The sequence below is a fragment of the Pararhizobium sp. P1_E7 genome, from assembly GCF_056405855.1.
Genome location: NZ_JBFUBH010000005.1, coordinates 145,994 through 169,820, shown reverse-complemented (window position 1 = coordinate 169,820; position 23,827 = coordinate 145,994). Strand labels below are relative to the sequence as shown.

Annotated in this window: 21 protein-coding genes; 8 read left to right on the top strand and 13 right to left on the bottom strand. The window is 60.9% G+C overall.

Annotation, left to right across the window (positions count from 1 at the left end; all coding sequences use genetic code 11):
* Positions 1-61: 61 nt before the first annotated feature.
* The 3 genes from AC1D17_RS08070 to recA form a co-directional block, all read right to left on the bottom strand.
* Positions 62-913 (bottom strand): AraC family transcriptional regulator, encoded by an 852-nt coding sequence (locus AC1D17_RS08070; protein WP_477564886.1) that lies wholly within the window; start codon positions 911-913, stop codon positions 62-64.
* 163 nt (positions 914-1,076) lie between these two features.
* Positions 1,077-3,740: an alanine--tRNA ligase gene (gene alaS / locus AC1D17_RS08065; RefSeq protein WP_477564885.1), complete on the bottom strand. Its 2,664-nt coding sequence runs from the start codon at positions 3,738-3,740 to the stop codon at positions 1,077-1,079.
* Between the two features lie 222 nt (positions 3,741-3,962).
* On the bottom strand, positions 3,963-5,054 hold the full coding sequence (recA, locus tag AC1D17_RS08060) for a recombinase RecA (RefSeq protein ID WP_477564884.1): 1,092 nt from the start codon (positions 5,052-5,054) through the stop codon (positions 3,963-3,965).
* 236 nt (positions 5,055-5,290) lie between these two features.
* Between recA and AC1D17_RS08055 the strand changes: the two genes are divergently transcribed.
* Both AC1D17_RS08055 and AC1D17_RS08050 read left to right on the top strand, forming a co-directional pair.
* Entirely contained in the window at positions 5,291-6,238 is a 948-nt protein-coding gene (locus tag AC1D17_RS08055; RefSeq protein WP_477564883.1) for a carbohydrate kinase family protein, read from the top strand.
* 135 nt (positions 6,239-6,373) lie between these two features.
* Positions 6,374-7,297 (top strand): pseudouridine-5'-phosphate glycosidase, encoded by a 924-nt coding sequence (locus AC1D17_RS08050; RefSeq protein WP_477564882.1) that lies wholly within the window; start codon positions 6,374-6,376, stop codon positions 7,295-7,297.
* Between the two features lie 52 nt (positions 7,298-7,349).
* On the opposite strand, the gene AC1D17_RS08045 is transcribed toward AC1D17_RS08050, so the two are convergent.
* A complete protein-coding gene (locus tag AC1D17_RS08045; protein WP_477564881.1) occupies positions 7,350-8,423 on the bottom strand; it encodes a D-alanine--D-alanine ligase family protein in 1,074 nt (357 codons plus the stop codon).
* A 340-nt stretch (positions 8,424-8,763) separates the two neighbouring features.
* The gene (cckA, locus tag AC1D17_RS08040; RefSeq protein WP_477564880.1) at positions 8,764-11,364 is read right to left on the bottom strand and encodes a cell cycle histidine kinase CckA; all 2,601 of its coding nucleotides are present in this window, start codon (positions 11,362-11,364) and stop codon (positions 8,764-8,766) included.
* Between the two features lie 361 nt (positions 11,365-11,725).
* On the opposite strand from cckA, the gene AC1D17_RS08035 reads away from it, so the two are divergent.
* Positions 11,726-12,700 carry a flagellar biosynthetic protein FliO gene (locus AC1D17_RS08035; RefSeq protein WP_477564879.1) on the top strand — a complete coding sequence of 325 codons (975 nt, stop codon included), beginning with the start codon at positions 11,726-11,728 and terminating at the stop codon, positions 12,698-12,700.
* A gap of 105 nt (positions 12,701-12,805) precedes the next feature.
* On the opposite strand, the gene dksA is transcribed toward AC1D17_RS08035, so the two are convergent.
* On the bottom strand, positions 12,806-13,225 hold the full coding sequence (gene dksA / locus AC1D17_RS08030; protein WP_477564878.1) for an RNA polymerase-binding protein DksA: 420 nt from the start codon (positions 13,223-13,225) through the stop codon (positions 12,806-12,808).
* Positions 13,226-13,708: 483 nt separating this feature from the next.
* Between dksA and AC1D17_RS08025 the strand changes: the two genes are divergently transcribed.
* The 3 genes from AC1D17_RS08025 (at position 13,709) to AC1D17_RS08015 (ending at position 16,905) form a co-directional block, all read left to right on the top strand.
* On the top strand, positions 13,709-14,245 hold the full coding sequence (locus tag AC1D17_RS08025) for a SixA phosphatase family protein (RefSeq protein ID WP_477564877.1): 537 nt from the start codon (positions 13,709-13,711) through the stop codon (positions 14,243-14,245).
* Between the two features lie 108 nt (positions 14,246-14,353).
* A complete protein-coding gene (locus AC1D17_RS08020; protein WP_477564876.1) occupies positions 14,354-15,829 on the top strand; it encodes a YcjX family GTP-binding protein in 1,476 nt (491 codons plus the stop codon).
* Positions 15,826-16,905, top strand: coding sequence for a YcjF family protein (locus AC1D17_RS08015; RefSeq protein WP_477564875.1), 1,080 nt, complete (start codon positions 15,826-15,828; stop codon positions 16,903-16,905). The genes AC1D17_RS08020 and AC1D17_RS08015 overlap by 4 nt, the downstream gene beginning before the upstream one ends.
* Here the strand turns inward: AC1D17_RS08015 and AC1D17_RS08010 are convergent.
* Entirely contained in the window at positions 16,902-17,693 is a 792-nt protein-coding gene (locus AC1D17_RS08010) for a molybdopterin-binding protein (RefSeq protein ID WP_477564874.1), read from the bottom strand. The two genes, AC1D17_RS08015 and AC1D17_RS08010, sit on opposite strands and share 4 nt — an antisense overlap.
* On the bottom strand, positions 17,690-18,553 hold the full coding sequence (locus AC1D17_RS08005) for a cytochrome b/b6 domain-containing protein (RefSeq protein ID WP_477564873.1): 864 nt from the start codon (positions 18,551-18,553) through the stop codon (positions 17,690-17,692). The genes AC1D17_RS08010 and AC1D17_RS08005 overlap by 4 nt, the downstream gene beginning before the upstream one ends.
* Positions 18,554-18,813: 260 nt before the next feature.
* Here AC1D17_RS08005 and AC1D17_RS08000 point away from each other — a divergent pair, with 260 nt between their 5' ends.
* Positions 18,814-19,365, top strand: coding sequence for a hypothetical protein (locus AC1D17_RS08000; RefSeq protein WP_477564872.1), 552 nt, complete (start codon positions 18,814-18,816; stop codon positions 19,363-19,365).
* A gap of 51 nt (positions 19,366-19,416) precedes the next feature.
* On the opposite strand, the gene folK is transcribed toward AC1D17_RS08000, so the two are convergent.
* Genes folK through folP form a run of 3 tightly spaced genes read right to left on the bottom strand, consistent with a single transcriptional unit; the run spans position 19,417 to position 21,192 of the window.
* A complete protein-coding gene (folK, locus tag AC1D17_RS07995) occupies positions 19,417-19,944 on the bottom strand; it encodes a 2-amino-4-hydroxy-6-hydroxymethyldihydropteridine diphosphokinase (protein ID WP_477564871.1) in 528 nt (175 codons plus the stop codon).
* A gap of 1 nt (position 19,945) precedes the next feature.
* The gene (gene folB, locus AC1D17_RS07990; protein WP_264218628.1) at positions 19,946-20,314 is read right to left on the bottom strand and encodes a dihydroneopterin aldolase; all 369 of its coding nucleotides are present in this window, start codon (positions 20,312-20,314) and stop codon (positions 19,946-19,948) included.
* Positions 20,311-21,192: a dihydropteroate synthase gene (folP, locus tag AC1D17_RS07985; RefSeq protein WP_477564870.1), complete on the bottom strand. Its 882-nt coding sequence runs from the start codon at positions 21,190-21,192 to the stop codon at positions 20,311-20,313. Before folP ends, folB begins: the two co-directional genes overlap by 4 nt.
* A gap of 206 nt (positions 21,193-21,398) precedes the next feature.
* Between folP and AC1D17_RS07980 the strand changes: the two genes are divergently transcribed.
* On the top strand, positions 21,399-22,022 hold the full coding sequence (locus tag AC1D17_RS07980; protein ID WP_477564983.1) for a DUF922 domain-containing Zn-dependent protease: 624 nt from the start codon (positions 21,399-21,401) through the stop codon (positions 22,020-22,022).
* Positions 22,023-22,519: 497 nt separating this feature from the next.
* On the opposite strand, the gene AC1D17_RS07975 is transcribed toward AC1D17_RS07980, so the two are convergent.
* Entirely contained in the window at positions 22,520-22,840 is a 321-nt protein-coding gene (locus tag AC1D17_RS07975) for a 2Fe-2S iron-sulfur cluster-binding protein (RefSeq protein WP_477564869.1), read from the bottom strand.
* 237 nt (positions 22,841-23,077) lie between these two features.
* Positions 23,078-23,446 carry an Hpt domain-containing protein gene (locus AC1D17_RS07970; protein ID WP_477564868.1) on the bottom strand — a complete coding sequence of 123 codons (369 nt, stop codon included), beginning with the start codon at positions 23,444-23,446 and terminating at the stop codon, positions 23,078-23,080.
* Positions 23,447-23,827 lie beyond the last annotated feature (381 nt).

Here is a 23,827-nt window from a genome sequence, read left to right as displayed (position 1 = left end):
GCCGGCTTACATATTAAAAAAACACCCGGCTGGTTCAGCCCTTCCGGGTGCTCCGTATCCACTATTTCAGCGGCAGGTAGATGTCGGTAAGCAGTTCCAAAGGTGCTGCGTCGCGCGGGTTGTTGACGTATTCCTCGAACATCACCGTATCGCGGACTTCCCGGCCCGATTTCGGCAGCCATTCGCCATAGAGCCATTGATACGCCTTGTGCATATCGGCATAAGGCCCCTTGTGCCGCAGAACCGCATACTCGCCGCCGTCGAGATGTTTGTGCACCAGCGGCGCTTCCGCAGGCACAGTCTCGCCCTCCGTCACACAGGCGAAAGACCGAAGCTTGTCTTCCGCCACCAGATCCGGATCGTCGAGATAGACGCCGATCATCTTCATCTCGGGTCTGTAGAGCTGGCGCGCCTGCAGCGTGCCTCCCAGGGTTTCAAAGGCGCGGCCGATACCCATATAGGAGCCGGTATGGCTGACCCCGACCAGCGCACGCGGGGCAACCGTTTTCATCGTGACATTGTACATTTCGTCAAATCCTTTGCCGTTTGTCGGTTGAAAGACCGTGTGGCTCCCCTCTCTCCGGTATCGGGCCGGCGGCATGCCGAACACCGATTTGAAAATCCTGTTGAAGGATTGGAGATTGGGGTAGCCGGTCCGTCTTGCGATTTCCTCGACAGAAAGGTCTGTGCGCACCAGATCACCCGCTGCCCGGTGCAGCCTGAGCCGCTTGACGGTCGCTGCCAGCGTCTCGCCGTGCACGGCCCTATAAACCCGGTGCCAGTGATGCGGCGACAGGCAGGCAATGCCGGAGAGCTGATTGAGATCAAGCTCCTCGTCCAGGTGATCGTGAATATAGGCCGATACGCGCCGCAGCCGCCGCTCGTAAACCGCCCAGATGCTGTCTTCCCTCATGCCGATCCTCATACAAGCCGAACAACCGGACAGAACCACATCCGGATTTGACAAATCCTGCTGACTTGACCGCTCGATCTGAGCACGGGAAAGGAGAACTGGCCAAAGAAAAACCGGACCTTTCAGCCCGGTTTTCAAACATCTGCAATGGCAAGAACCCGGATTATCCGCCCAGTGCCGCGCTGACGGCTTCGATCGCTTCCGCTGCCTTGCTGCCATCCGGGCCGCCGGCCTGCGCCATGTCGGCACGGCCGCCGCCGCCCTTGCCGCCCAGTGCCGCCGAGGCGACACGGACCAGATCGACCGCGCTGAAACGCGGCGTCAGGTCGTCGGTCACGGCAACCACGGCGCTCGCCTTGCCGTCTGCGGAGACGCCGACGAAGGTGACGACACCTGAGCCAAGGCTCGTCTTGCCGTCATCTGCCAGGCTCTTCAGGTCCTTCGGCTCGACACCGGTGACGACCTTGCCGAGGAATTTGACCCCGCCGATCTCCTGCACCTGATCGGCAGAACCACCGGCGTCGCCGCCACCGAGCGCCAGCTTCTTCTTGGCGTCGTTGAGTTCGCGCTCCAGCTTGCGGCGCTCATCCATCAGGGCTTCAACGCGCGTCAGGACGTCAGCCGGCTGAACCTTCAGCGTTGTCGCCAGTGTCTTGACCCGTTCGTCCTGCTCGTTGAGATAGGCCAGCGCCGAAACACCGGTCAAAGCTTCGAGGCGCCGAACACCGGCGCCGACGGCGCTTTCTCCGACGATCCGCACCAGGCCGATCTCGCCGGTGGCGCCGACATGGGTGCCGCCACAGAGTTCGACGGAATAGGGGCGGTTGGCCTTGGAGCCATGGATGCCCTGCCCCATCGACACGACGCGGACTTCATCGCCGTATTTTTCGCCGAACAGCGCCATGGCGCCTTCGGCAATCGCGTCGTCGACGCTCATCAGCCGCGTCGTCACCGGGCTGTTCTGCACGATGATCTCGTTGGCCATGTCCTCGACAACCTTCAGCTCGTCGGCCGTCATCGGCTTTGGATGCGAGACGTCGAAACGCAGGCGTTCGGGTGCGACCAGCGAGCCCTTCTGGGCCACATGGGTGCCGAGCACTTCGCGCAGTGCCTCATGCAGAAGATGGGTCGCCGAATGATTGGCCCGCAGGCGCGAGCGGCGGGCGTGATCGACGTTGAGCGCCACAGCATCGCCGGCCTTGACGGTGCCGTCGTCAACGACGCAGGAGTGCACGAACAGCCCCTCGCCGCGCTTCTGCACGTCGGTCACCGTCAGTTTCGCATGATCGGTCGAGATGACGCCGGTATCGCCCATCTGACCGCCGGACTCGCCATAGAACGGCGTCTGGTTGAGCACCAGCTGCACCGTGTCGCCCTTGGAGGCCGCGTCGATCGCCTTGCCGTCGCGGACGATCGCCTGGACAACGCCTTCGGCTGTCTCGGTGTCGTAGCCGAGGAATTCGGTGGCGCCGAACTTTTCCTTCAGTTCGTACCAGATGGTTTCCGTCGCCTTGTCGCCGGAACCGGACCAGGAGGCGCGGGCCTCCGCCTTCTGGCGTTGCATGGCAGCGGAGAAAGCATCGGTATCGACGCCGATGCCACGGGCGCGCAGCGCGTCCTGTGTCAGATCGAGCGGAAAACCGAAGGTGTCGTAGAGCTTGAAAGCCGTCTCGCCGTTCAGCTGATCGCCCTCGACGAGATCCGTCGTTGCATCCGACAGCAGCCCAAGGCCGCGCTCCAGCGTCTTGCGGAAACGGGTCTCTTCCAGCTTCAGGGTTTCCGAAATCAGCGCTTCCGCGCGGATAAGCTCGGGATAGGCGCGCCCCATCTGGCCGATCAGTGACGGCAAGAGCTTCCACATCAGCGGGTCGCGGGCGCCAAGCAGCTGGGCGTGGCGCATGGCACGGCGCATGATCCGGCGCAGCACGTAGCCGCGGCCCTCGTTCGACGGCAGGACGCCATCGGCGATCAGGAAGGCGGAGGCGCGCAGATGGTCGGCAATGACGCGGTGGCTGGCGCGGCGATCGCCTTCGGCCTTGACACCGGTCGCCTCTTCCGAAGCGGCGATCAGGGCGCGGAACAGGTCGATATCGTAATTGTCGTGCTTGCCCTGCAAAAGCGCTGCGACACGCTCAAGACCCATGCCGGTATCGATCGACGGACGCGGGAGATCGACGCGCTCCTCCTTCGTCACCTGCTCGTACTGCATGAAGACGAGGTTCCAGATTTCGATGAACCGGTCGCCATCCTCGTCCTTGGACCCCGGAGGGCCACCCCAGATGTGATCGCCGTGATCGTAGAAAATTTCCGAGCACGGACCGCACGGACCGGTATCGCCCATCGCCCAGAAATTGTCGCTGGTCGGGATGCGGATGATCCGGTCGTCGCTCAGGCCGGCAATCTTCTTCCATAGACCGAAGGCCTCGTCGTCGGTGTGATAGACCGTGACCAGCAAGCGCTTGGCATCAATGGCGAAATCCTTGGTGATCAGGTTCCAGGCAAGCTCGATCGCCTGTTCCTTGAAATAGTCCCCGAAGGAGAAATTGCCGAGCATTTCGAAGAAGGTATGGTGGCGCGCGGTATAGCCGACATTGTCGAGGTCGTTGTGCTTGCCGCCGGCGCGCACGCATTTCTGCGCGGTCGCAGCCGTCGAGTAGGAGCGCTGTTCAAGGCCGGTAAAGACGTTCTTGAACTGCACCATGCCGGCATTGGTGAACATCAAGGTCGGATCGTTGCGCGGAACCAGCGGGCTCGACGATACGACTTCATGGCCGTTCTTCTTGAAGTAGTCGAGGAACGTCGACCGGATTTCATTCACGCCGTTCATAGTGCGCCCTTACCTCTTGCATCGGACCGTCCGCAGCCTGCCTGGCCGAACCGCGAACCGGAAAACTTTTGAAAATCGCGGATCACCGGGCATCCGCCGATCCTCTCCGCCCCATTGGAACACAGGCTTTTATCGTCCAGGCCAATCCCTGTCCAGACGGCAAAAGAAAACCGGCCGCCCTGGAGGGAGCAGCCGGCGAAACCTGCGAAAAATCAGAGGTTCTTATGCCAGAGCGGCATCGTCATCGTCGTCTCCGGCTTCCGGGCCGCCGTTTTCGAGGAATTTCTCGGCGATCAGGCCGGCATTCTGGCGCAGCGACAGTTCGATCTCCTTGGCCGTATCGGGATTGTCGCGCAGGAACGACTTGGCGTTCTCGCGGCCCTGGCCGAGACGCTGGCTGTTATAGGAGAACCAGGCACCCGATTTCTCGACAATGCCGGCCTTGACGCCGAGATCGACCAGTTCGCCGGTCTTGGACACGCCTTCGCCATACATGATGTCGAATTCGACCTGCTTGAAGGGCGGCGCCATCTTGTTCTTGACGACCTTGACGCGTGTCTGGTTGCCAATCACCTCTTCGCGCTCCTTGACCGCGCCGATGCGGCGGATGTCGAGGCGAACGGAGGCATAGAACTTCAGGGCGTTGCCGCCTGTCGTCGTTTCCGGTGAACCGAACATGACGCCGATCTTCATGCGGATCTGGTTGATGAAGATGACCATGCAGTTCGACTTGGAGATCGAGGCGGTCAGCTTGCGCAGCGCCTGGCTCATCAGACGCGCCTGGAGACCCGGAAGACTATCGCCCATTTCGCCTTCGATTTCAGCGCGCGGCACCAGCGCTGCGACCGAATCGACGACAAGAACGTCGATGGCGCCGGAACGCACCAGCGTATCGGTGATTTCCAGCGCCTGTTCGCCGGTATCGGGCTGCGAGATCAAAAGGTTTTCGAGATCGACGCCGAGCTTGCGGGCATAGACCGGGTCCAGCGCGTGTTCGGCGTCGACAAAGGCGCAGATGCCGCCCTTCTTCTGGGCTTCGGCAATGGTCTGCAGCGCCAGTGTCGTCTTGCCCGAGCTTTCCGGCCCATAGATTTCGATGACACGCCCCTTGGGCAGCCCGCCGATGCCAAGCGCAATATCCAGGCTCAGGGAGCCCGTCGAAACGGTTTCAATTTCGACAATGCTGTCTTTTCCACCGAGCTTCATAATCGATCCCTTGCCGAACGAACGTTCGATCTGGGAGAGTGCCGCTTCAAGTGCCTTGCTTTTATCCACCGATTTGTCCTCTACAAGCCGCAAAGAGTTTTGTGCCATGTGATCCACCTTTAGGTTATGGAAGCCGCTGAGGCAATGAAGCCGCCGATGAAAGCTATGTACACTTTTTGTTCTCATTCCGCAAGAGCTATCTATGAAGTTGAATTCACAAGGTAAAACAATGCGTGTTCCTTTCCTGTTCCATATATTTCACATTCAACGGAACTGACTGAAACAAAAAGCGAATATTGATCGCAGCGCAGCGAATCGCCCGGGATCGGCACACAGGAAAACGCATGACACGCAGACAAGTTTCCATCTTTGGCGGCGCCCATATCGACCGCCGGGCACGCATCTTCGGCGCCACCGTACCGGGATCGAGCAATCCCGGCAGCTGGTTCGAAGAAGCCGGCGGCGGCGGCTTCAACGCGGCCCGCAATCTGGCGCGGCTTGGACTTGACGTTCGCATGATCAGCCCGCGCGGCGGCGACGCCGCCGGCGAAACGGTCGCCCAGGCAGCAAGCGAGGCCGGCGTTATCGATTGTCCCTTCATCTTCCTCGACCGCAAGACGCCGAGCTATACGGCCATTCTGGAAAACGACGGCAATCTGGTGATCGCGCTGGCCGACATGGAGCTCTACCAGCTGTTTTCTGCAAGGCGATTGCAACAAAGGGCAATGCGCGAGATCGTTTCAGTGAGCGACCTGATCGTCACCGATGCCAACCTGCCCGAGGAGACGCTGACCGGTCTGGTCGCCCGCGCGGCGCAAGAAACAAAGCCGATCGCCGCCATCGCGATTTCCCCGGCAAAGGTCGTGCGTCTGGTCAAATGCCTGCCTGGACTGACCTTTCTCTTCATGAACGAGGCAGAAGCACGGGCGCTGACCGGCCGCGACAGCGCAGAGGCGGCGGAATGGCCCATCCTGCTGCAGGCAGCCGGACTTTCCGGCGGCGTCATCACCCGTGGCGGCAGGCCGGCGATTGCATTTCGAGATGGACGGGCGGTTGCGGTGACGCCGCCACAACTCGATACGCTTGCCGACGTCACGGGCGCCGGCGATGCGCTCGCCGCCGGTTTCCTGTCGGCATTTATCGAGGGCGAACCGCTCGACATGTGCCTTCGCTCCGGTGTCGCCGCTGCCGGCATCACCGTGCGTTCGCCGCTGGCCGTATCGGAAAAAATGTCGCGGACGATGCTTAAGGAAGCAATTCGGCTTGTGCCGCCGGCCGAAATCCTGTCATGAACGCGCCTTACGGCGCCGCGCGTCATTCATGACGCGCAAGGGTCGCTGTAACGCTTTAAATTTGCAGCATAATTCTTCCTGAAATCGATACCGGTCTAGGGAATTATGCAGTAAAACTGCCAAAAAGGACCCGCGATGACCAAGCCATTCTCCCCTCTTCTGCCGATGGAATATTCCAGCGAAGTCGCGGCCGCCAAGGCTCGCGGCGCGGCGATCGTTGCATTGGAATCGACCATCATCACCCATGGCATGCCCTTCCCCGGCAATCTCAACATGGCCCGCAGCGTCGAGGCGATCATCCGCGAGGAAGGCGCCATCCCGGCAACCATCGCCGTCATCGACGGGACCTTGCATATCGGCCTGGAAGACGCCCAGCTGGAAGCGCTGGCACAGACGGAAGGCGCCATGAAACTGTCGCGCGCCGACCTCGCCTTTGCCATTGCCGAGCGCCGCACGGGTGCGACCACCGTTGCCGCAACCATGATCGCGGCAGCCCGGGCCGGCATCCGCGTGTTTGCCACCGGCGGCATTGGTGGCGTGCATCGCAAGGCCGAGGAGAGCTTTGACATCTCTGCCGATCTTGATGAATTGGCGCGCACCGGCGTCATCGTCGTCTGCGCCGGCGCAAAAGCCATTCTCGACATTCCAAAGACGCTTGAAGTTCTAGAAACGCGCGGCGTTCCGGTCGTCACCTATGACAGCGAAATCTTCCCGGCTTTCTGGTCGCGCGATAGCGGCCTGAAGAGCCCGCTGATGCTGAACAGCCCGGCAGCAATCGCCAATTTCCAGAAGATGCGCGACCTGCTCGGCGTCGATGGCGGCATGCTGATCGCCAATCCGGTGCCTGAAGAAAACGAGATCCCGCGCGACGAAATGGAAATCTACATCACCCGGGCGCTCGACAATGCCGAACGCGACGAGATTTCCGGCAAGAAGGTTACGCCCTATCTGCTCGACAACATTTTCCGCCTGACGGACGGCCGCAGCCTCGAGACCAATATCGCGCTGGTCGAGAACAATGCCCGGCTCGCGGCCGAGATTGCCGTCGCACTGGTCTGATTTAAAAAGACTGTTGGAAAACCGGGGGCTGGCAGCCAGCCCCCGTCGCGCATCAGCCCTGCTGTCGCGCCCGCGCAAGCCCATGCTCGATCAGCCGGTCGATGATATCGGCATAGGCAATGCCGCTTGCCGCCAAAGCCTTGGCATACATGCTGATATCGGTAAATCCGGGGATCGTGTTGACCTCGTTGATGACGGCGCTCATGTCGGGCCGCACAAAAAAATCGACACGGGCCATGCCGTCGCATCCGAGCGCCCTGAAAGCGCTTTGCGCCATCGATCTGAGCTTTTGCGTGGTTTCAACGGGAAGCTGCGCCGGAATGCTGAGAATGGCGCCGTCCGGGTCGATATATTTGGCATCATAGCTATAAAAACCGTGGCCGCCGGCGGGAATGATCTCTCCTGGAAGAGAGACGACAAGCGTGCCGCCGGCCTGTTCAAGGATACTGCATTCGATCTCCCGCCCCTCGATGAATTCCTCGACGAGGAGTTTCTGATCGTGACGGAAGCCTTCCGTAAGCGCAGCCCGGAAGCCGTCTGCCGTTTGAGCCTTGCTGACGCCAACCGATGAACCCTGCCGGGCAGGCTTGACGAAAACCGGCAGGCCGAGCGCCGCGGCCATGTCATCGAAGCGGGGAGCGGCGTCCCGATGAAAGGTCAATGCGCGCGCCACCGGCAATCCGGCTTCAATCAGCAGTCGCTTTGCCACATCCTTGTCGATCGCGGTGGCCGAGCCCAGAATCCCGCATCCGGCAAACGGCACCATCGCCACCTCGGCAAGCCCCTGTACCGATCCGTCCTCACCATGCGGCCCATGCAGAACCGGAAACAGGATATCGATCGGCGGCAGTTCGCGCGCGCGCCCGTCTTCCGGGACACTGAAAACGCGGCCGCGGCCGCCTGGCAACAGGCAAACTTGTGTATCCACGGCTGGCAGCCGGTCCGGCAGGTTTCCGTCGACGAGATCCTGGAGGAACCATTTTCCGTCGCGGTCGATCAGAATGGCCACGACATCGTATTTTTCAGCGTCAAGCGCCTTGAACACATTGCGCGCCGACAAAATCGAGACATCGTGTTCAGCGGAGCGCCCACCGAAAAGAACTGCAACCCTTAGCTTGGACATCATTCGAGCTCTCGCAAATCAGCAAACGGAACGCTGGCTCTGGAACGGCGGCAGACACGATCCGGCCACCAGCGCAGCGCATTGCCTCCACAGTGCAATCGCGAAACAGGCCTTTTTGCGACAATCGACATCCGGCGGAAAATATCTGCGCGCGGACTGCACAATTCCCTAAATCGGAATCGATCTAAGGATAAATTATGCAACCGATTAAAGCGCTACAGCGACCTTTGCGCGCCATGAATGACGCGCGGCGCTGTAGCCCCGCAACTTCGACCGTTTGGTAGTCGCGCTTGACATACCGGGAGTTGCGCAGCGGCATCGTATCGATATTCGCCGGTTCTGGTCAGCTGTCGAGCATTTCCCTGACGGCAACAGCCAGCTGCTTCAACGAGAAAGGCTTGGGCAGAAAGCCGAATTTGGCGTCGGCAGGCAGGTTTCTTGCAAAGGCATCCTCGGCATAGCCGGAGACGAAAATGAACTTCAGGTCCGGATAGGTCTTGCGAATTTCCCTGAGCAGGGTCGGTCCATCCATTTCCGGCATGACAACGTCGGAAACGACGATATCGACGGCGCCGTTCAGCTCTTCCATGACGTCGAGTGCCTCGACGCCGGAGCCGGCTTCGTACACCGTGTAGCCGCGGGTTTCGAGCATGCGCTTGCCGCCCCGGCGCACGGCCTCTTCGTCCTCCACCAGAAGAACCACGGCCGAGTTTCCGGTCAGATCCGTTGGTTCCTCCTTGGCTGGCGCTTTTGCGGTGAGTGCTGCCGCAGCCGGAACCTCGCCGGCTTCGCCCGGCAATGGCGCTTCTTCGATATAGCGCGGCAGAAGGATGCGGAACGTCGTTCCCTTGCCGACCTCGGATTCGGGATAGATGTAGCCGCCGGACTGTTTGATAATGCCGTAGACCATCGACAGTCCGAGCCCGGTGCCCTTGCCGACTTCCTTGGTGGTGAAGAAGGGCTCGAAAATCTTGTCGAGGATTTCCGGCGGAATACCGGTACCCTGGTCGGAGACCTCGACCATCACATAATCGTCTTCGGGCAGTTCGCGACGGTTCAGCGCCGCCACTTCGGCGGACGGCAGATTGCGCGTGCGCAACGTGATGACGCCGCCATTGGGCATGGCATCGCGGGCGTTGACGGCAAGGTTGAGCACGACCTGCTCGAACTGGCCGAGATCGGTGCGCACCGGCCAGAGATCGCGGCCATAGTCGACCTCGAGCTTGACATTGGTTCCGGTCATGCGATCGACCAGCATGCGCAGGTCGCCGACGACATCGGTCATGGAAAGCACGGTCGGGCGCATCGTCTGCTTGCGCGAAAAGGCGAGAAGCTGGCGCACCAGGACGGCCGCACGATTGGCGTTGCGCTTGATCTCCATCAGATCGGCAAAACTCGCATCCGATGGCCTTGCCGACAAAAGCAGGTGGTCGGAGGAAAGCAGGATCGCCGTCAGCACGTTGTTGAAGTCATGCGCGATGCCGCCTGCCAGCGTCCCGACGGCATTCATCTTCTGCGTCTGCGCCATCTGGGTTTCGAGCGCCTTCTGCTCGGTGATCTCGACCGCATAGACAATCGCCGCCTCTTCCGGCGCCTGGTCGCTCTGGTCGATGACCGCGTTCACATAGAAGCGGAAATGCCGCGCTTCGTCGGTCGGATGAAGCGAATCGATCGGGGCGATATCGCCCTGCCGGTCCCTGGCGGCATCCAGCGCATCGCGCAGGCGGGTCCGGTCGGTTTCGTGGACGACGGCCTCCAGCAGTGCGCCGTGCTCCATGTCGTCCTGCGAGACGACGGCGGAAAACAGTTTCAGGAATGGCGCGTTGGTTCTCAGGATCCGGCCGTCGCCATCGACGGACGCGATCGCCATCGGCGTATTGTTGAAGAAGCGGGTGAAGCGCATGGCGGCGATCGAGGCCGACTGATCGCTTTCATCGTCGTTGGAGCGCGCAAGCACGATCGTCCGGCTTTCGCCAGGCGCACCATCGCGGGCGGATGAGACGCGGTGCACCAGGCGCACGGCAAAGCTCTGGCCATTGGCCTTGCGCAGGTCGAGATCGAGCGTCTTGGTCTTTTTCAGTCCGGGTTCGGCCTGCACCGACTGGACCAGTGCCAGCCCCTCGCCCGCGACGAGATCGGCGATTGTCATCGACCCGGGCTGGAACTTGGTCAGATCCAGGCCCAGCCAGTCGGCAAGCGTCGCGTTGATGTAGAAGATTTCGCCCTTCTTGCCGGCCGAGAAAAAGCCGGCGGGGGCGTGATCGAGATAATCGATCGCGTTCTGCAATTCCTTGAAGAAACGCTCCTGATCGTCGCGCTCGGAGGTGATGTCGGAAATCTGCCAGATGTAGAGCGGGTTACGCTCGCCGTCCTCGAGCGGCAGGACGCGCGCCTTCAGGCGAAACCAATGCGCGCCGGATCCGGCCGAGCCGCCGCCCGATCGCAAAGGCTTCGAAAGGCGGAACTCCTCATGCCCGGCCTTGCCCTCATGCAGGCCGTTGGTCAACCGGTAGATCGCCTCCGTCGCTTCCCGGTTGCGCGACAGGATGGTTTCGAGCGACTGGATCTCGGTCGCCTTGGTGGCGCCGGTGAGCGCGCCATAGGCAGCATTGGCATAGATGATCCGGCCCTTGCGGTCGGTCACCAGCGTGCCATCCTGATGTCCATCGAGGAAGGCGCGCGCCAGTTCGTCCGGCCGGGACTGGGGCATGACCTCGATGAAGCCGATGACAGAAGAGACCAGGAAGAAAATCCCGACCATGGCCAAAACGCCGAGAATACCAAGTACGATCTGGTTTTCGAGCTGGTTCTTGAAGACGACGAAGGCGGCAGCCGAAGCGGTCAGGACAATGGCAAGCAGGATGATCCGCAGCACCGTGCCGGGCCGGGTTCCACGGTCTACAATCGGCATGTGATAGTCACCTGCCTGCCGCAATTTCGTCATAAGGCCCTCGTTTTTCAACCGTGCCAGGCGCGCCCGGAATGAGCGTGCAGGTTTGGTCTCTATGCTCCGCTCAACGCAAGCCCGGGCGAATCTGCAATCCGCGCCGGTGGACCGCGAAACACCAAGCAAGAATCATCTTTAACAGCCGCAGGGAAGAGCACAAAGCATCTCTGTGAAGGGCATTGACGTCAATTCACAGGGAATGTCCCGCCACACCTCGCCGCCGGTAGAAACAGGCCGGCATTCGCGATAGGACAATCAGACTTGGACAATACCGTCACGGTCTCCGTCACGGCTTGTATCAGCCTGAAAAAAGCCGTCAAATAGGCCTAGGTCACGATTTCACGAAGGAGTACGGCACATGATCGAAGATATCGTTGGCAACAACGGTACCCGTTTCATCATTGCGGCGGGCGCTGTAGCTCTGGGCCTGCTTTGCCTGGTCGCCGTGCTCCGGTTCATGCGCAACAGGCCGTCCTCGCCCTTCATCCGCGGCGGCAAGAACCGCCAGCCGCGGCTTGCCGTGCTGGATGCGGCGGCGATCGATACGCGCAGACGGCTGGTGCTGGTGCGCCGCGACGATGTCGAGCACCTGATCATGATCGGCGGACCGACAGACGTGGTCATCGAGAGCCGGATCGCCTCGCAAAGCGTGCCAGCGCAGCAGGCTGCCGTCGCAGCCGCCGCGCCGGAAACGATGGTCGCGCGCCCTGCCGCCGAACGCCGCATTGCCCCCCAGCCGGAAACCAAGGCAGCACCGGTTTCTGCCATGGGACAGGTTCTCTATGGCGAAGGCTCCGAAGGCCCGCCGCTGACGCGATCCGCACAGGTCAGGCCGCAGCCGGACACCATGGCGGCCGCGCGCCAGGCCGTTTCCGAACGCCAGGTCCCGGTCCAGCCTCAGCCGCGTCCGCAGCCCGCCGCCTCTGGGGCAGCGCCTTCCGTGTCGCTTGAAACGGCCAGATCGCCGGAAGATGTTCTGGATGCTGCACGATCACGCGTTCTTGCAGCCAACCAGCCCGTTGCGGTGCAGCGCCCTGTTCAGGCAGCACCGGTCGCAGCGGCCGCGCAGACACCAGAGCTCCGGAACCAGAAAGATACCTCCGCCCTTGAATTCGAACGCATTCTCGACGCTGAGATCAGCGGCGATCTCGGCAAGCTGACGGCAGACGACGTCCGCGTCGACAGCGACACGCGGACGAATGCCGCCTTGTCTGCCCCTGGCGCACGGCCGGAGCCACGGCTTGGCGCAGCGCAAGGCAATCGCACCGAACCGACGCTCGAGGACGAGATGAACCGCATGCTGAACGAGATTGCCGTCAACCGGAAGAACTGAGCCGGCCGAGATAGCGGGCGGCGGGACACGTCAATTGTAAAACCGATAAAAGCAAAAACGGCGCGATCATGTCGCGCCGTTTTTTAATGTCTGGGACTGAGACGATTACTCGTCGCGGTAGACTTTTTCCCGACGTTCGTGACGCTCCTGCGCCTCGATCGACAAGGTGGCGATCGGCCTTGCGTCGAGACGCTTCAGTCCGATCGGTTCGCCGGTTTCCTCGCAGTAACCGTAGGTTCCCTCGTCAAGCCTTTGCAGGGCCGCATCGATCTTGGAGATCAGCTTGCGCTGCCGGTCCCGCGCCCGAAGCTCAATGGCCCGGTCGGTTTCCGACGATGCTCTGTCTGCAAGATCTGGGTGGTTTGCACTTTCCTCGGCCAGGTGCCCGAGCGTTTCGCGCGCCTCGCGGAGGATGTCGTTTTTCCAGGCGTTCAGTTTTGCTCTGAAATATGCACGCTGGCTGGTATTCATGAATTCCTCAGTCTCCGACAAGACAAAGGAACTAAGATCGATCTTCTCACTCAACGCGATTCTCCTGAAGAACATCTCATGTGCGGCGGTGTATAGACCCATGCACGCGCCGTTTCAAGTCTTTGAAAAACAGCCCACCGTTTTTTAAGCCTTGCTTACGAGAAAGGCTAACAGGCTAATATTTCATCAAAATTACAGATTTTGGATTTTTTGCAAAATTGTCTTGTGGCCGGCATCGCGTATTCGTCGCCAAAGTCGCAGGTCAGGCACCGCAAAGATGCGGGTGCGTTTTTTGTGCAATTCCCCGTCGCACAAGAAATAGGCACAACTTTTTCTCCATTCTTCGGATCGACTGCGCCGCACGTTCATTCATCGCCTCGCCGCCCTGAAACGCGATCGAGCAAGCCCGGCCGCGCCACTTTGAAAAACAGATCGTGGTGGCTTGATCTTTCAACGGTCCCGGCGGACAAAAGCGCATACGGAGCCGAACGATCGACGCCGCCATTCAGGCGGCAATACCATTTCCAGGATATCCCCATGCCCGCTGCGCCTGCTCCGGTTTTTCGCCTTTACCTTCTGCGGCATGCCAAGGCCGGCTGGGCGCTCCCGGGACAGAAGGATTTCGACAGGACGCTGGATGATACCGGCTTTGCCGACGCCGAGATCGTTGCGGACATGGCGGCTGACCAGGGCCTGCGGCCCGACCTCGTTCTCTGCTCCAGCGCCGTGCGCTGCCGCCAGACGGCAGACGCGCTGCGCCGCGCGATGACCGAGGACCTGGAGATTCGCTATATCGACGGGCTCTACGTCGGTGGAGAAAATGTCTATCGCGACATCATCGGCAGCCAGGACCCTACCCTTTCAGCGCTCATGGTCGTCGGGCACAATCCCGTGATCGAGGATATCCTGCGCGAAATCCTCGGCGAAGATACAGCCGGCGACGTTATCCCGGCCGGCTATCCGCCGGGTGCGCTGGCAGCGATCGACTTCGACATGCGCCCGTCCGGCGGCGTCCTGCCGCGGGGAAGGCTGACGGCGTGGCTCGATCCCGATGTCACACCTGCTGAGCACTAATCGTCGACGGCCGGGTGCAACCTTTATTCAGCCGCTCCGGCGCACTATATCGCAGATGACATGCATGGCCGTGAAGCCATATCCCACGCGTATCTAAGGCCTGAAATCTTGCCGCCATTCATGACCCGTTTCACCGATGACGCACGACTTGCGCTCGACACACTGACCGGCCGCGCATCGGGTTTCGTCAACCCGGCCCTGCGCCTCGGTGTCACAGGCCTTTCGCGGTCGGGCAAGACCGTGTTCATCTCGTCGCTGGTCCACAACCTCCTGAACGGCGGCCGGCTGCCCGTCTTCGAAGCCGTTCGCTCCGGGCGGGTCTCGAAAATCCGGCTCGAGCCGCAACCGGACGATGCGGTGCCGCGCTTCCAGTATGAAGACCATATCGCAGCGCTTGTGCGCGACCGGCACTGGCCGGATTCGACGCGGGCGATCTCGCAATTGCGCATCACGCTCGACTATGAAAGCGCCAGCGGCTGGAACCGGATTTTTTCGCCCGGCAGGCTGTCGATCGACATTGTCGACTATCCCGGCGAATGGCTGCTTGATCTGCCGCTGCTGACCCAGGATTTTCGCACCTTCAGCGACCGCACGGCGGATCGGGCGAAAACCGGGGTTCGCGCGGAACTCTCAGTGGACTGGCTGTCGCTGGCCTCCTCGCTCGACATCACGGCGCCCGCCGTCGAGGCGGACGCCCGTGGGCTGGCCGAAGTGTTCACCCGCTATCTTCAGGCCTGCAAGTCCGACGAGCGCTCGCTATCGACGCTGCCGCCCGGCCGGTTCCTGATGCCCGGCGATCTCGAAGGCTCGCCGGCGCTGACCTTTTCGCCCCTGCCTGCCCTTCCGCAAGGCCGGGCGCCAAAAGGTTCGCTCTGGGCGATGATGGAGCGACGCTACGAGGCCTACAAAACCTATGTGGTCAAACCGTTCTTCCGCGAGCACTTTGCCAGGCTCGACCGGCAGATCGTGCTGATAGACGCCCTGCAGGCGATCAACCGCGGGCCGGAATCGCTGCTGGATCTGGAGAACGCACTGGCCGACGTCCTGGCCAGCTTCCAGCCCGGAACCAATTCCTTCCTGTCGTCCTTTCTCACCAAGCGGATCGACAAGGTGCTGATCGCCGCCACCAAGGCCGACCATCTGCACCACGAGAGTCACGACCGGCTTGAGCGGATCACCGAGCGCCTTGTCCGGCGTGCGGTCGAGCGTATCGGCATGAGTGGCGCCGGCCTTGAGGTCATGGCCATCGCCTCTGTCCGGGCGACCCGCGAGGCGACCGTCAATCACGACGGCCACACGCTGCCGGTCATCGTCGGGACGCCGATTGCGGGCGAAACGATCAACGGCGAGACCTTTGATGGCGAACGGAAAACAGCTATATTTACCGGCGACTTACCGAAGAATCCGGATGCACTTTTTCAAGACCTTGAATCAAGGCCGGAAGAAAGTCTGGTGCCTGATCTGAGTTTTGTACGCTTCCGGCCACCGCACATCGAGGAGACCGGCGGCGGCTTAAAACTGTCCGTCCCGCATATCCGGCTCGACCGGGCCATGCAGTTCCTTTTCGGAGACCGGCTTGCATGAGCGACACACCTAAGATTCCACCGCGAAAACCCGCTGCGTTCACGATCGGCAACGTTCCATCCGCGCCGGCCGAAAGGCCCGCCACCACAAAACGTTCGCCGGCAAGTTTCAGTGGCAACGTCGTCATGACGGCCGATGCCGACGATCCTTTCGCGGCAACCACGAGCGCCCTGCCCGACCTGCCTGAAGCAGCACCGCGCAAGCGGCGTTTCTCGTTCGCCAAGCTTGCCGCCGGCGCCCTTAGCGTTCTGGTATCCCTGGCGGTCGGCCTCTGGATCGACAGTCTCGTGCGCGATCTTTTCACGCGGGCCGACTGGCTCGGCTATCTCGCCATCGCCGCCGTCGCGATCGGCCTGATCGCCTTCCTGGTCATTGTCGCCCGCGAACTGTCGGGGTTGATGCGGTTGAATGCCGTCCAGGCCCTGAAACAGGAAGCGATCGATGCCAGCCTGTCGCAAACGGCAAAGCCCGCACGGCAGGTGATGGCCCATCTTGTCCATCTGCTTGCCGCCAAGCCGCAGACGGCGCGCGGCCGCCTGCGGCTGAAGGAAACCGAGACCGACATCATCGACGGCCCCCACCTGCTCGACCTGACTGAGCGCGAACTGCTGACGCCACTCGATCGCGAAGCCAGAGGCCTGATCCTCAACGCATCCAAGCGCGTTTCGATCGTCACCGCCGTCAGTCCGCGCGCGCTCGTCGATCTCGGCTACGTGATTTATGAATCGGCGCGGCTGATCCGGGCAATGGCCGACCTTTATGGCGGCCGGCCGGGTACATTGGGACTGTTGCGGTTGATGCGCGACGTAATTGCCCATCTGGCCGTCACCGGCTCGATTGCCGCCGGCGATAGCCTGATCCAGCAGGTGCTCGGTCATGGCCTTGCCTCGAAACTGTCGGCAAGACTTGGCGAAGGTGTCATCAACGGCCTGATGACCGCACGCATAGGCATCGCCGCGATGGATCTGTGCCGGCCAATGCCGTTCCGGGCGTTGAAACGCCCCGGTATCGGCGATTTCCTCAGCGACCTGACGCCAGGAACATCCAAGGCGAGAACGCCGGAAGGCGACGGCTAAATGCCGCCATACCATTCGTAGCCGAGATCTTCCCAGAAGCCGCCCTTGCCGCTGCCGAACGGCGCAAGAGACGAAACAACCTCGATACCCTTGATGTACTTGGCCATCTTGTAGCCGAGCTGCCGTTCGATACGGACCCTGAGCGGCGCACCATTGGCAACGGCAAGAGCTTGATCGTTGCAGCCATAGGCAAGGATCGTCTGCGGATGGCGTGCATCGATGAGGTCGATCGATTCGTAGTAGGGCACGGCACCCTGCAGTCCGAGGTTCATGGTGTCGTAGCAGTGGAAGACCACGAAACGCGCCTCCGGCTTCACCCTGACTTCATCGAGGATCCGGTGCAGCGGCACGCCGGTCCATTTGGCGATGCAGCTCCAGCCCTCGACGCAGTCGTGCCGGGTAATCTGTGTACGCGCCGGCATGTTGCGCAACGCGTCGAGGCTGAAGCTCACCGGTTTTTCGACCAGCCCGCTAACCGCCAGCCGGTAGCCGGCAAAAGCCGTGTCCTTCAGCGCAAGATAGCCGGCATCGGCCGGATCGGTAGATCCGTTCGGCCGCTGGCCCTGGCGGATTTCGCTTGCGGCAAACTCCGGCGCCAACGTATCGGCGCCGATCAGCGCGCGGTGAGCCCGGTAGGTCAGACCGTTTGCCGAGGCGAGAAAGTCGCGCACCGGGCTCTGCCCCGACAGTAAGCTATCGAAGGCATCGCAGCCCGAAAGCGGAATGGCGGAAGCGGCAACGCCGGCGATGGTCAGGAATTTTCGGCGGTTGACGATGAACTGGCTCATAGCGGGTGCTCCTCGTTCTTCTTCCCGTCCGTCCGGTACCAGCCTGTAATGATCGAACGCATTTCATTGAGCGGCCCTGCCGCGACAACCATGACGATGTGAATGACGAAGAAGGCCACCAGCGCCGCCATGCAAAGAAAGTGGATGGATCGCGCCGTCTGCCGGCCGCCGAAAATGTCGAGCAGCCACGGCCAGGCCGCATTCATGCCCGGTGACATGGTGAGGCCGGTCGCAATGATCAGCGGAAAGACGACAAGCAGCACGCCGGCATAGGCCAGCTTCTGCAGGCCGTTGTAACGGCCGTCATGATGGAACCGGAAGCGCAGGTGATCGGCGATGCTGCGCGGCAAAGCCCTGACATCGGCCATGGAGGGAAGAATATCGCGCTTCAAATGCCCATTGCTCAGGCTGCTGACAAACCAGACCAGAAAGGCGGCAACGAAAAACCAGGCAAAGAAGAAATGCGCGACGCGCCCTGTCGACAGATCCTGATAGGACGGCAACGTCGCCCATGCCGGAAAACCGCGATAGGACGGATTGTCCGCCGGCCCGCTCATGCCAAAGACGCCGGTCGTGTCGAATGTGCGGCCGAGAACGGTGGTATAACCGCCAACCGTGCCGTCCTGTGCCCGCATCGCGCGCATGGACAGGACGCTGTTTTCGAACTCGAAACCGGATTGATTGCCGATATAGAGCTGAGGATGGGCATTGAATATCTGCAACCCGCTCAAAAGCAGGAAGAACAGCGCAACCGCCCAGGTCCAGTGGGTCACGCGCGTAGCGATCCGGTGCCGGTAGATGACCGTGCTCTCATCGCTGTTTGGCGCAGACCGCGACTCGATGTCGTCCATGATGGTCATCTTCGGCCTCCCTGTATGCCCAAATACGTAACAAACCCTCAGGCAGTTTCAAAAGCACATCCGGTCACCGGCGCACACGTCATGGTGATCCATGTGTGAAAGCACCGCATTTCCAGCACTTTCAACGGCTTGAAAACTCACCTATGAAACATTTCGTGAGCGTCCTTTACCGTCATCAATCAAGGTGGCGAAACGCTCCATTAACCATTTAAGTGCAAATGTAACCTCACATTCCTGACATCGACCATCAAGGATCGTTCATGTTCTCGCGCCCCTCTTTGATCGCTCGCGGCATCGCCGCAGCCTCACTCGCAGCCCTGACCTGCGCAGCCACCCCGGCATTTTCGGGCGGGAACGACAAGGCGTTTTTCGAACAGGTCTCCGGCCAATGGAAAGGCCCGGGCGAAATTGTCGCCGGAAAGTACAAGGGTACGAAATTCACCTGCGACCTGACCGGAGAACCGGCAGAAGGCTCATCCGCAGGCATCAAGCTCGACGGCACCTGCCGCGTTGGCGTTTTCAAGCAGCCGATGTCGGCCTTGATCACCCAGAAGGGCAAGACCTATACCGGCAAATTCCTCGATGGCGCCGACGGCAAGGGGCTCGATATCGTCTCGGGCAACGTCGCCAAGGACAAGGTCGTCGTCGGCATCAATCGCAAGAAGCTGAACGGCGCGATGATCGCGCGCCTGCAGGATCCTTCCACTCTGAATATCACCATCTCGGTCAAGGTCGAAGAGACGATGGTTCCGGTGATCGGTGTCAGCCTCAGCCGCCAGGTCGATGACATCGCGGTCGGCTCAATCGAGTAGAATTAATCGATCGGAAAAGTCAAAGAGCCGGCCTGTCTGGCTCTTTTGCGTTCACGGCGCCGGTTTTTCGGCAATCTGCCGCCACCAGTCGCTACGCGGATCGGCAATTTCTATCCCTGCAATATCGGCGTCCTCCAGCCAATCAGCGACCGAGCGGCCGGCAACAGCAAGATCCGGCGCAAAATCCGCCAGCGGCTTCAGGACAAAACCGCGTTCGGTCATCCGCGGATGCGGTATTTCCAGCGTCTCCGAATGCCGGGTCAGGTCGTCATAGGTCAGCACATCGATATCGATCGTGCGCGGACCCCAACGCTCCAGGCGCTCCCGTTTCATCTGGCGTTCGATCGACAGGCAGGCATTCAGCAAATCGTCCGGAGACAGTGTGGTCGCAACCGCGGCACAGGCATTGAAGAACCAGGCCTGGTCGATTTTCCCCCAGGGCGGCGTGCGGTAGAGTTTTGAGACATGCGTCACCGCGCAATCCGCCCGCCCATCCAAAAGAACGAGCGCCCGCGCCATCGACGCGGCCGGATCGCCGATATTGCCGCCGAGGCCGAGCGTCGCCAGATGCTTATCCATATCAGGCAAAATGCTCGACCGTCACTTCGACGTAGTCGAGCACACCGGGAACCGGTGCATTCGGCTTGCGGATCGATATTTTCGCCCGGCGGATCTGTGGGAAAACCGAACAGAGCGTCGTTGCCACCTCCAGCGCCAGGGCCTCGATCAGGTAACGCCGGCGGCCGGTGATGATCTTCTCGATCTCGGTGAAGGCAATACCGTAATGCACTGTATCATCGATCGAATCGTCGACCAGCGCCGTCCCCTGCTCGACATCCAGCTCCGCATCGACGAAGAACCGCTGCCCCAGGAACTCCTCCTCGTCATGGACGCCGTGACGCGCAAAGAAGGCGCAGTTCTTCAGGGTGATCGTGTAGAGCGCTTTCATGGTCGATTGTCCTTCCCAGGCAGTCCCGTTATATTTCTTTTTGCCGCCAGCATAGCATCCGCCACCAGAAGCGCATCCCTGTTGATTGCGACATCGTGTACCCGGAAAACCGCAGCACCCGCCATTCTGAGCAACGCCGTCGTCGCCGCAGTGGCTGCATCCCGCTCCTGCGCCTCACGGCCGGTGATGGCCCCGAGAAAGCGCTTTCGCGACGTGCCGGCCAAAAGCGGCAGTCCGAAACCGGACAGCTCGTCAAACCGGGCCATCAGCGCGATGTTCTCGTCGGTATCCTTGGCAAAGCCGAAACCCGGATCAACAATGATCCGCTGGCGCTCGACACCGGCTGCCGCCGCGATCTCCAGAGACCGTTCGAGGAAATGATATTGATCGTGCACCACATCTGCGAGCTTTTCGCGGTCGCGGCCGGTATGCATGATGCACAGGCCCGCCCCGGTCGCAGCCGCAACACCGGCAAGATCGGGCTCGCGCTGCAGCCCGTGCACGTCATTGATGATATGGGCGCCGGCAGCGACTGCGAGGCGCGCGGTTTCGGCGCGGTACGTGTCCACGGAAATGATCGCATCGGTGCGGCCGGCAAGCGCCGAGATCACCGGCAGGACCCGGTCCTGCTCCTGCGCAGCTGTCACCGCAGCCGCACCCGGGCGGGTCGATTCACCGCCGATGTCGAGGATTTCTGCGCCGTTTTCGATGCACCGCAATGCCTGTGCTACCGCGGCCTCTGTTTCATTGTAGCTGCCGCCGTCGGAAAACGAATCCGGCGTCACGTTGATGATCGCCATCAGCCGTCCCTTCGGACCGAGCGTCAACGTCCGGCCGTGCGCCAATGCCCATTCGAACGGCTGGAAAGGATCGATCATGGTGGTTTCACTCCCTTTCTTGCACGGGGCCGTCACCCGGCTGGCGGTGGACGGCGCTAAAAGCATAAATACAATTGCGTGAACGCAAATATCCGAAATTCATCGGCTTTTCCGGTTTACCGCGGGCTGTTGCCTATTTACTGTTGCGCTCCGGCTGGCTATGCCCCAAGCTCTCTGGAAGTTCAACTGCCGAGACCTGTGACAATATGCCGATTGGCCGCATTTCATTCGCCGCGCTTCTGATAGCAAGCTTCGTGGCGAGCCCTTCTTCGACAGCCTTTGCCGAAACCGTCGTGAACAAGAGCATTACGTACTTCTCCATCGGCGGCCGCACGGCTGAGGAGCTGGACCAGGCGCTGTCGGTACACGGGCCGATGATGAAAGCCAGCGGCTCGCGCCATCCCGGCGCCACCAAGATCAAGTTCGGCGGCACGGTCACCTACGTCAAACGTGGCAATCGCTGCGCTGTCGGCAGCGCCAAAGTGACGCTGAGCACCCGGCTGATCCTGCCGCGCTGGAAAAATCGCCGCAAGGCAAACCGCGACCTCGCCCTCGTCTGGGATACGCTATCAAGCGACATCAAGCGTCACGAGGAGCGCCATGCCGAAATTGCCCGCAACCATGCGCGCAAGCTGGAAAAGGACTTCCTGTTGCTGAAGCCCGAGGCCGATTGCGAGCGCATGCAGGCCCGCGTTGCACGGCTCAGCGAAACGGCCATCCAGGACCATGATCGCGATCAGGCCCGTTTCGACAGGATGGAAGCCGCCAATTTCGATCGCCGGATGGTCCGGCTGCTGCAGTATCGGCTGGATACACTGACCAAGCGGTAACGCCAGATCGGCGCAGTACCGCGTTCCCACACAATCTTAAGCGGCGAATCACCCGGCTTGTACCAAGCTTGCGTGTCAACAATATCTCATTGGTGATTTCTAGCGATACAACAACGGCGGAAGATGAGGTACAGTGCAAGCATAGAGTGAAGAACAGGAAAACAAACCAGCTTCATTCTCGTCCGGATACTGAATGCGCGTCCATGACGGGTGCGCCAAACCGGAAGTATTGTTTCGCGCTTGACTGTCCCGTTCTGGATTGATGTTCGACCGGCCAGGGCCGTTGCGCAGGTTGTGTTCTCCTGGCGTGTCTTGATGCAGCAGATGTTCCCTCCCTCATCTGTTTGCGATGCGCCCTCCTGGCCCCGCCCGTCAATCACGACAAGCGGGGCTTTTTTTGACAGCGACCGGCTAAAGCATGTCGCGCAAAAGTGCGCAGTTTAAAGCGCAGGAAATGAATCTGAAAGATCGCGGCCCGCTTTAGGAGGGGCCTGAACTCAGGCCTGGCGCTCCGGCACATGCACGACGAGCCCGTCAAGGCCCTCGCTCATCTTGATCTGGCAGGACAGACGCGAGGTCGGCTTCACGTCGTAGGCGAAATCGAGCATGTCTTCTTCCATCGCCTCCGGTGCACCCACCGCCGCCGACCATTCGTCATCGACATAGACATGACAGGTCGCACAGGCGCAGGCGCCGCCACATTCGGCTTCGATGCCGGGCACCGAGTTGCGCACGGCGTTTTCCATGACGGTCGTACCCGCTTGAACCTCAAAATCGTGGCGGGTGCCGTCAAAGGCGATGATACTCAGTTTTGGCATTGTTTTTCCGGATGCTTGGCGTTGTTTCGGCTTGCCGCAAGAACAGTCGCGCCGCCCCGAAACAGAGGCGGCGGCGGAGCGCGGCAAATTCATCCGGTTTCTTCCAACAAATCCCATCGCCAGTCAACTCGCAGGGCTTTGACAGAAGGGCTTTGGTCGAAGGGGTTTTGGCCGAAGGGGTCTGGGCTGGGGCCCGCCTGCCCCATGACCCTGTGTGACTGAGGGTTTAAGCCCCGCCTACCGGCAGAGTTTCAGGATAAACAGCTCGGCCTCGAGCACGGCTGCACCGAGCGCGGCAAGATTGCCGGCATCCTCTGGCGACGCTTCGACGGCGGCTGCGGTCTCGGCCACGCCGAACGCGCCAACGGCCAGAGCAGCGCCCCTAAGCCGGTGCGCGGTCGAGAGCCGGGCATCGGCGCTGTCGGAAGACAGATCCTTCATCAGCTGCCGGGCCTGGCGCGCAAACATTTGCAGCACTTCGATTTCGAGAAGCTTGTCACCCATCGTCTGCGTCGCCAGATGCACGAAATCGATGGGTCTCGATGTGGAAGGGCAGGACCCGCCGAAATTGTCGGGTGCTTCGAACGCGATCTTGAGAGCCGCCATGTGCCAATGTCCTTGTTGTGTTTTCTTCTGACGCACCAGCTCGCAACCGGCCGTCCCGTTTTTTTCTGTTTCGCCCTCCAAGACACCCGGCCTTCCCGGATTTGTCTGGAAGTGCTTGACCCGTCTGTTTATTATATGGCCTCAAGATGGTGTGGACCGTGTGATCCCTACAAGGCCGATATTCCAGTCATCTCTGAGGCTGATTAGGCCGGAGCGGCGCTGCTATCTGATTAAAACGCGGCGCAATGAGGGCAGCTTTCGGTTGGCATGGTTAACGGCCATTAAACCGCCTGATTACAAGGGTTTTTGGCGAAAACGCCTCCAAATTTCATTAAGAACTTGTTAGGATTTTAACGAATGCCGGAGGGCGTTAATTGTAAG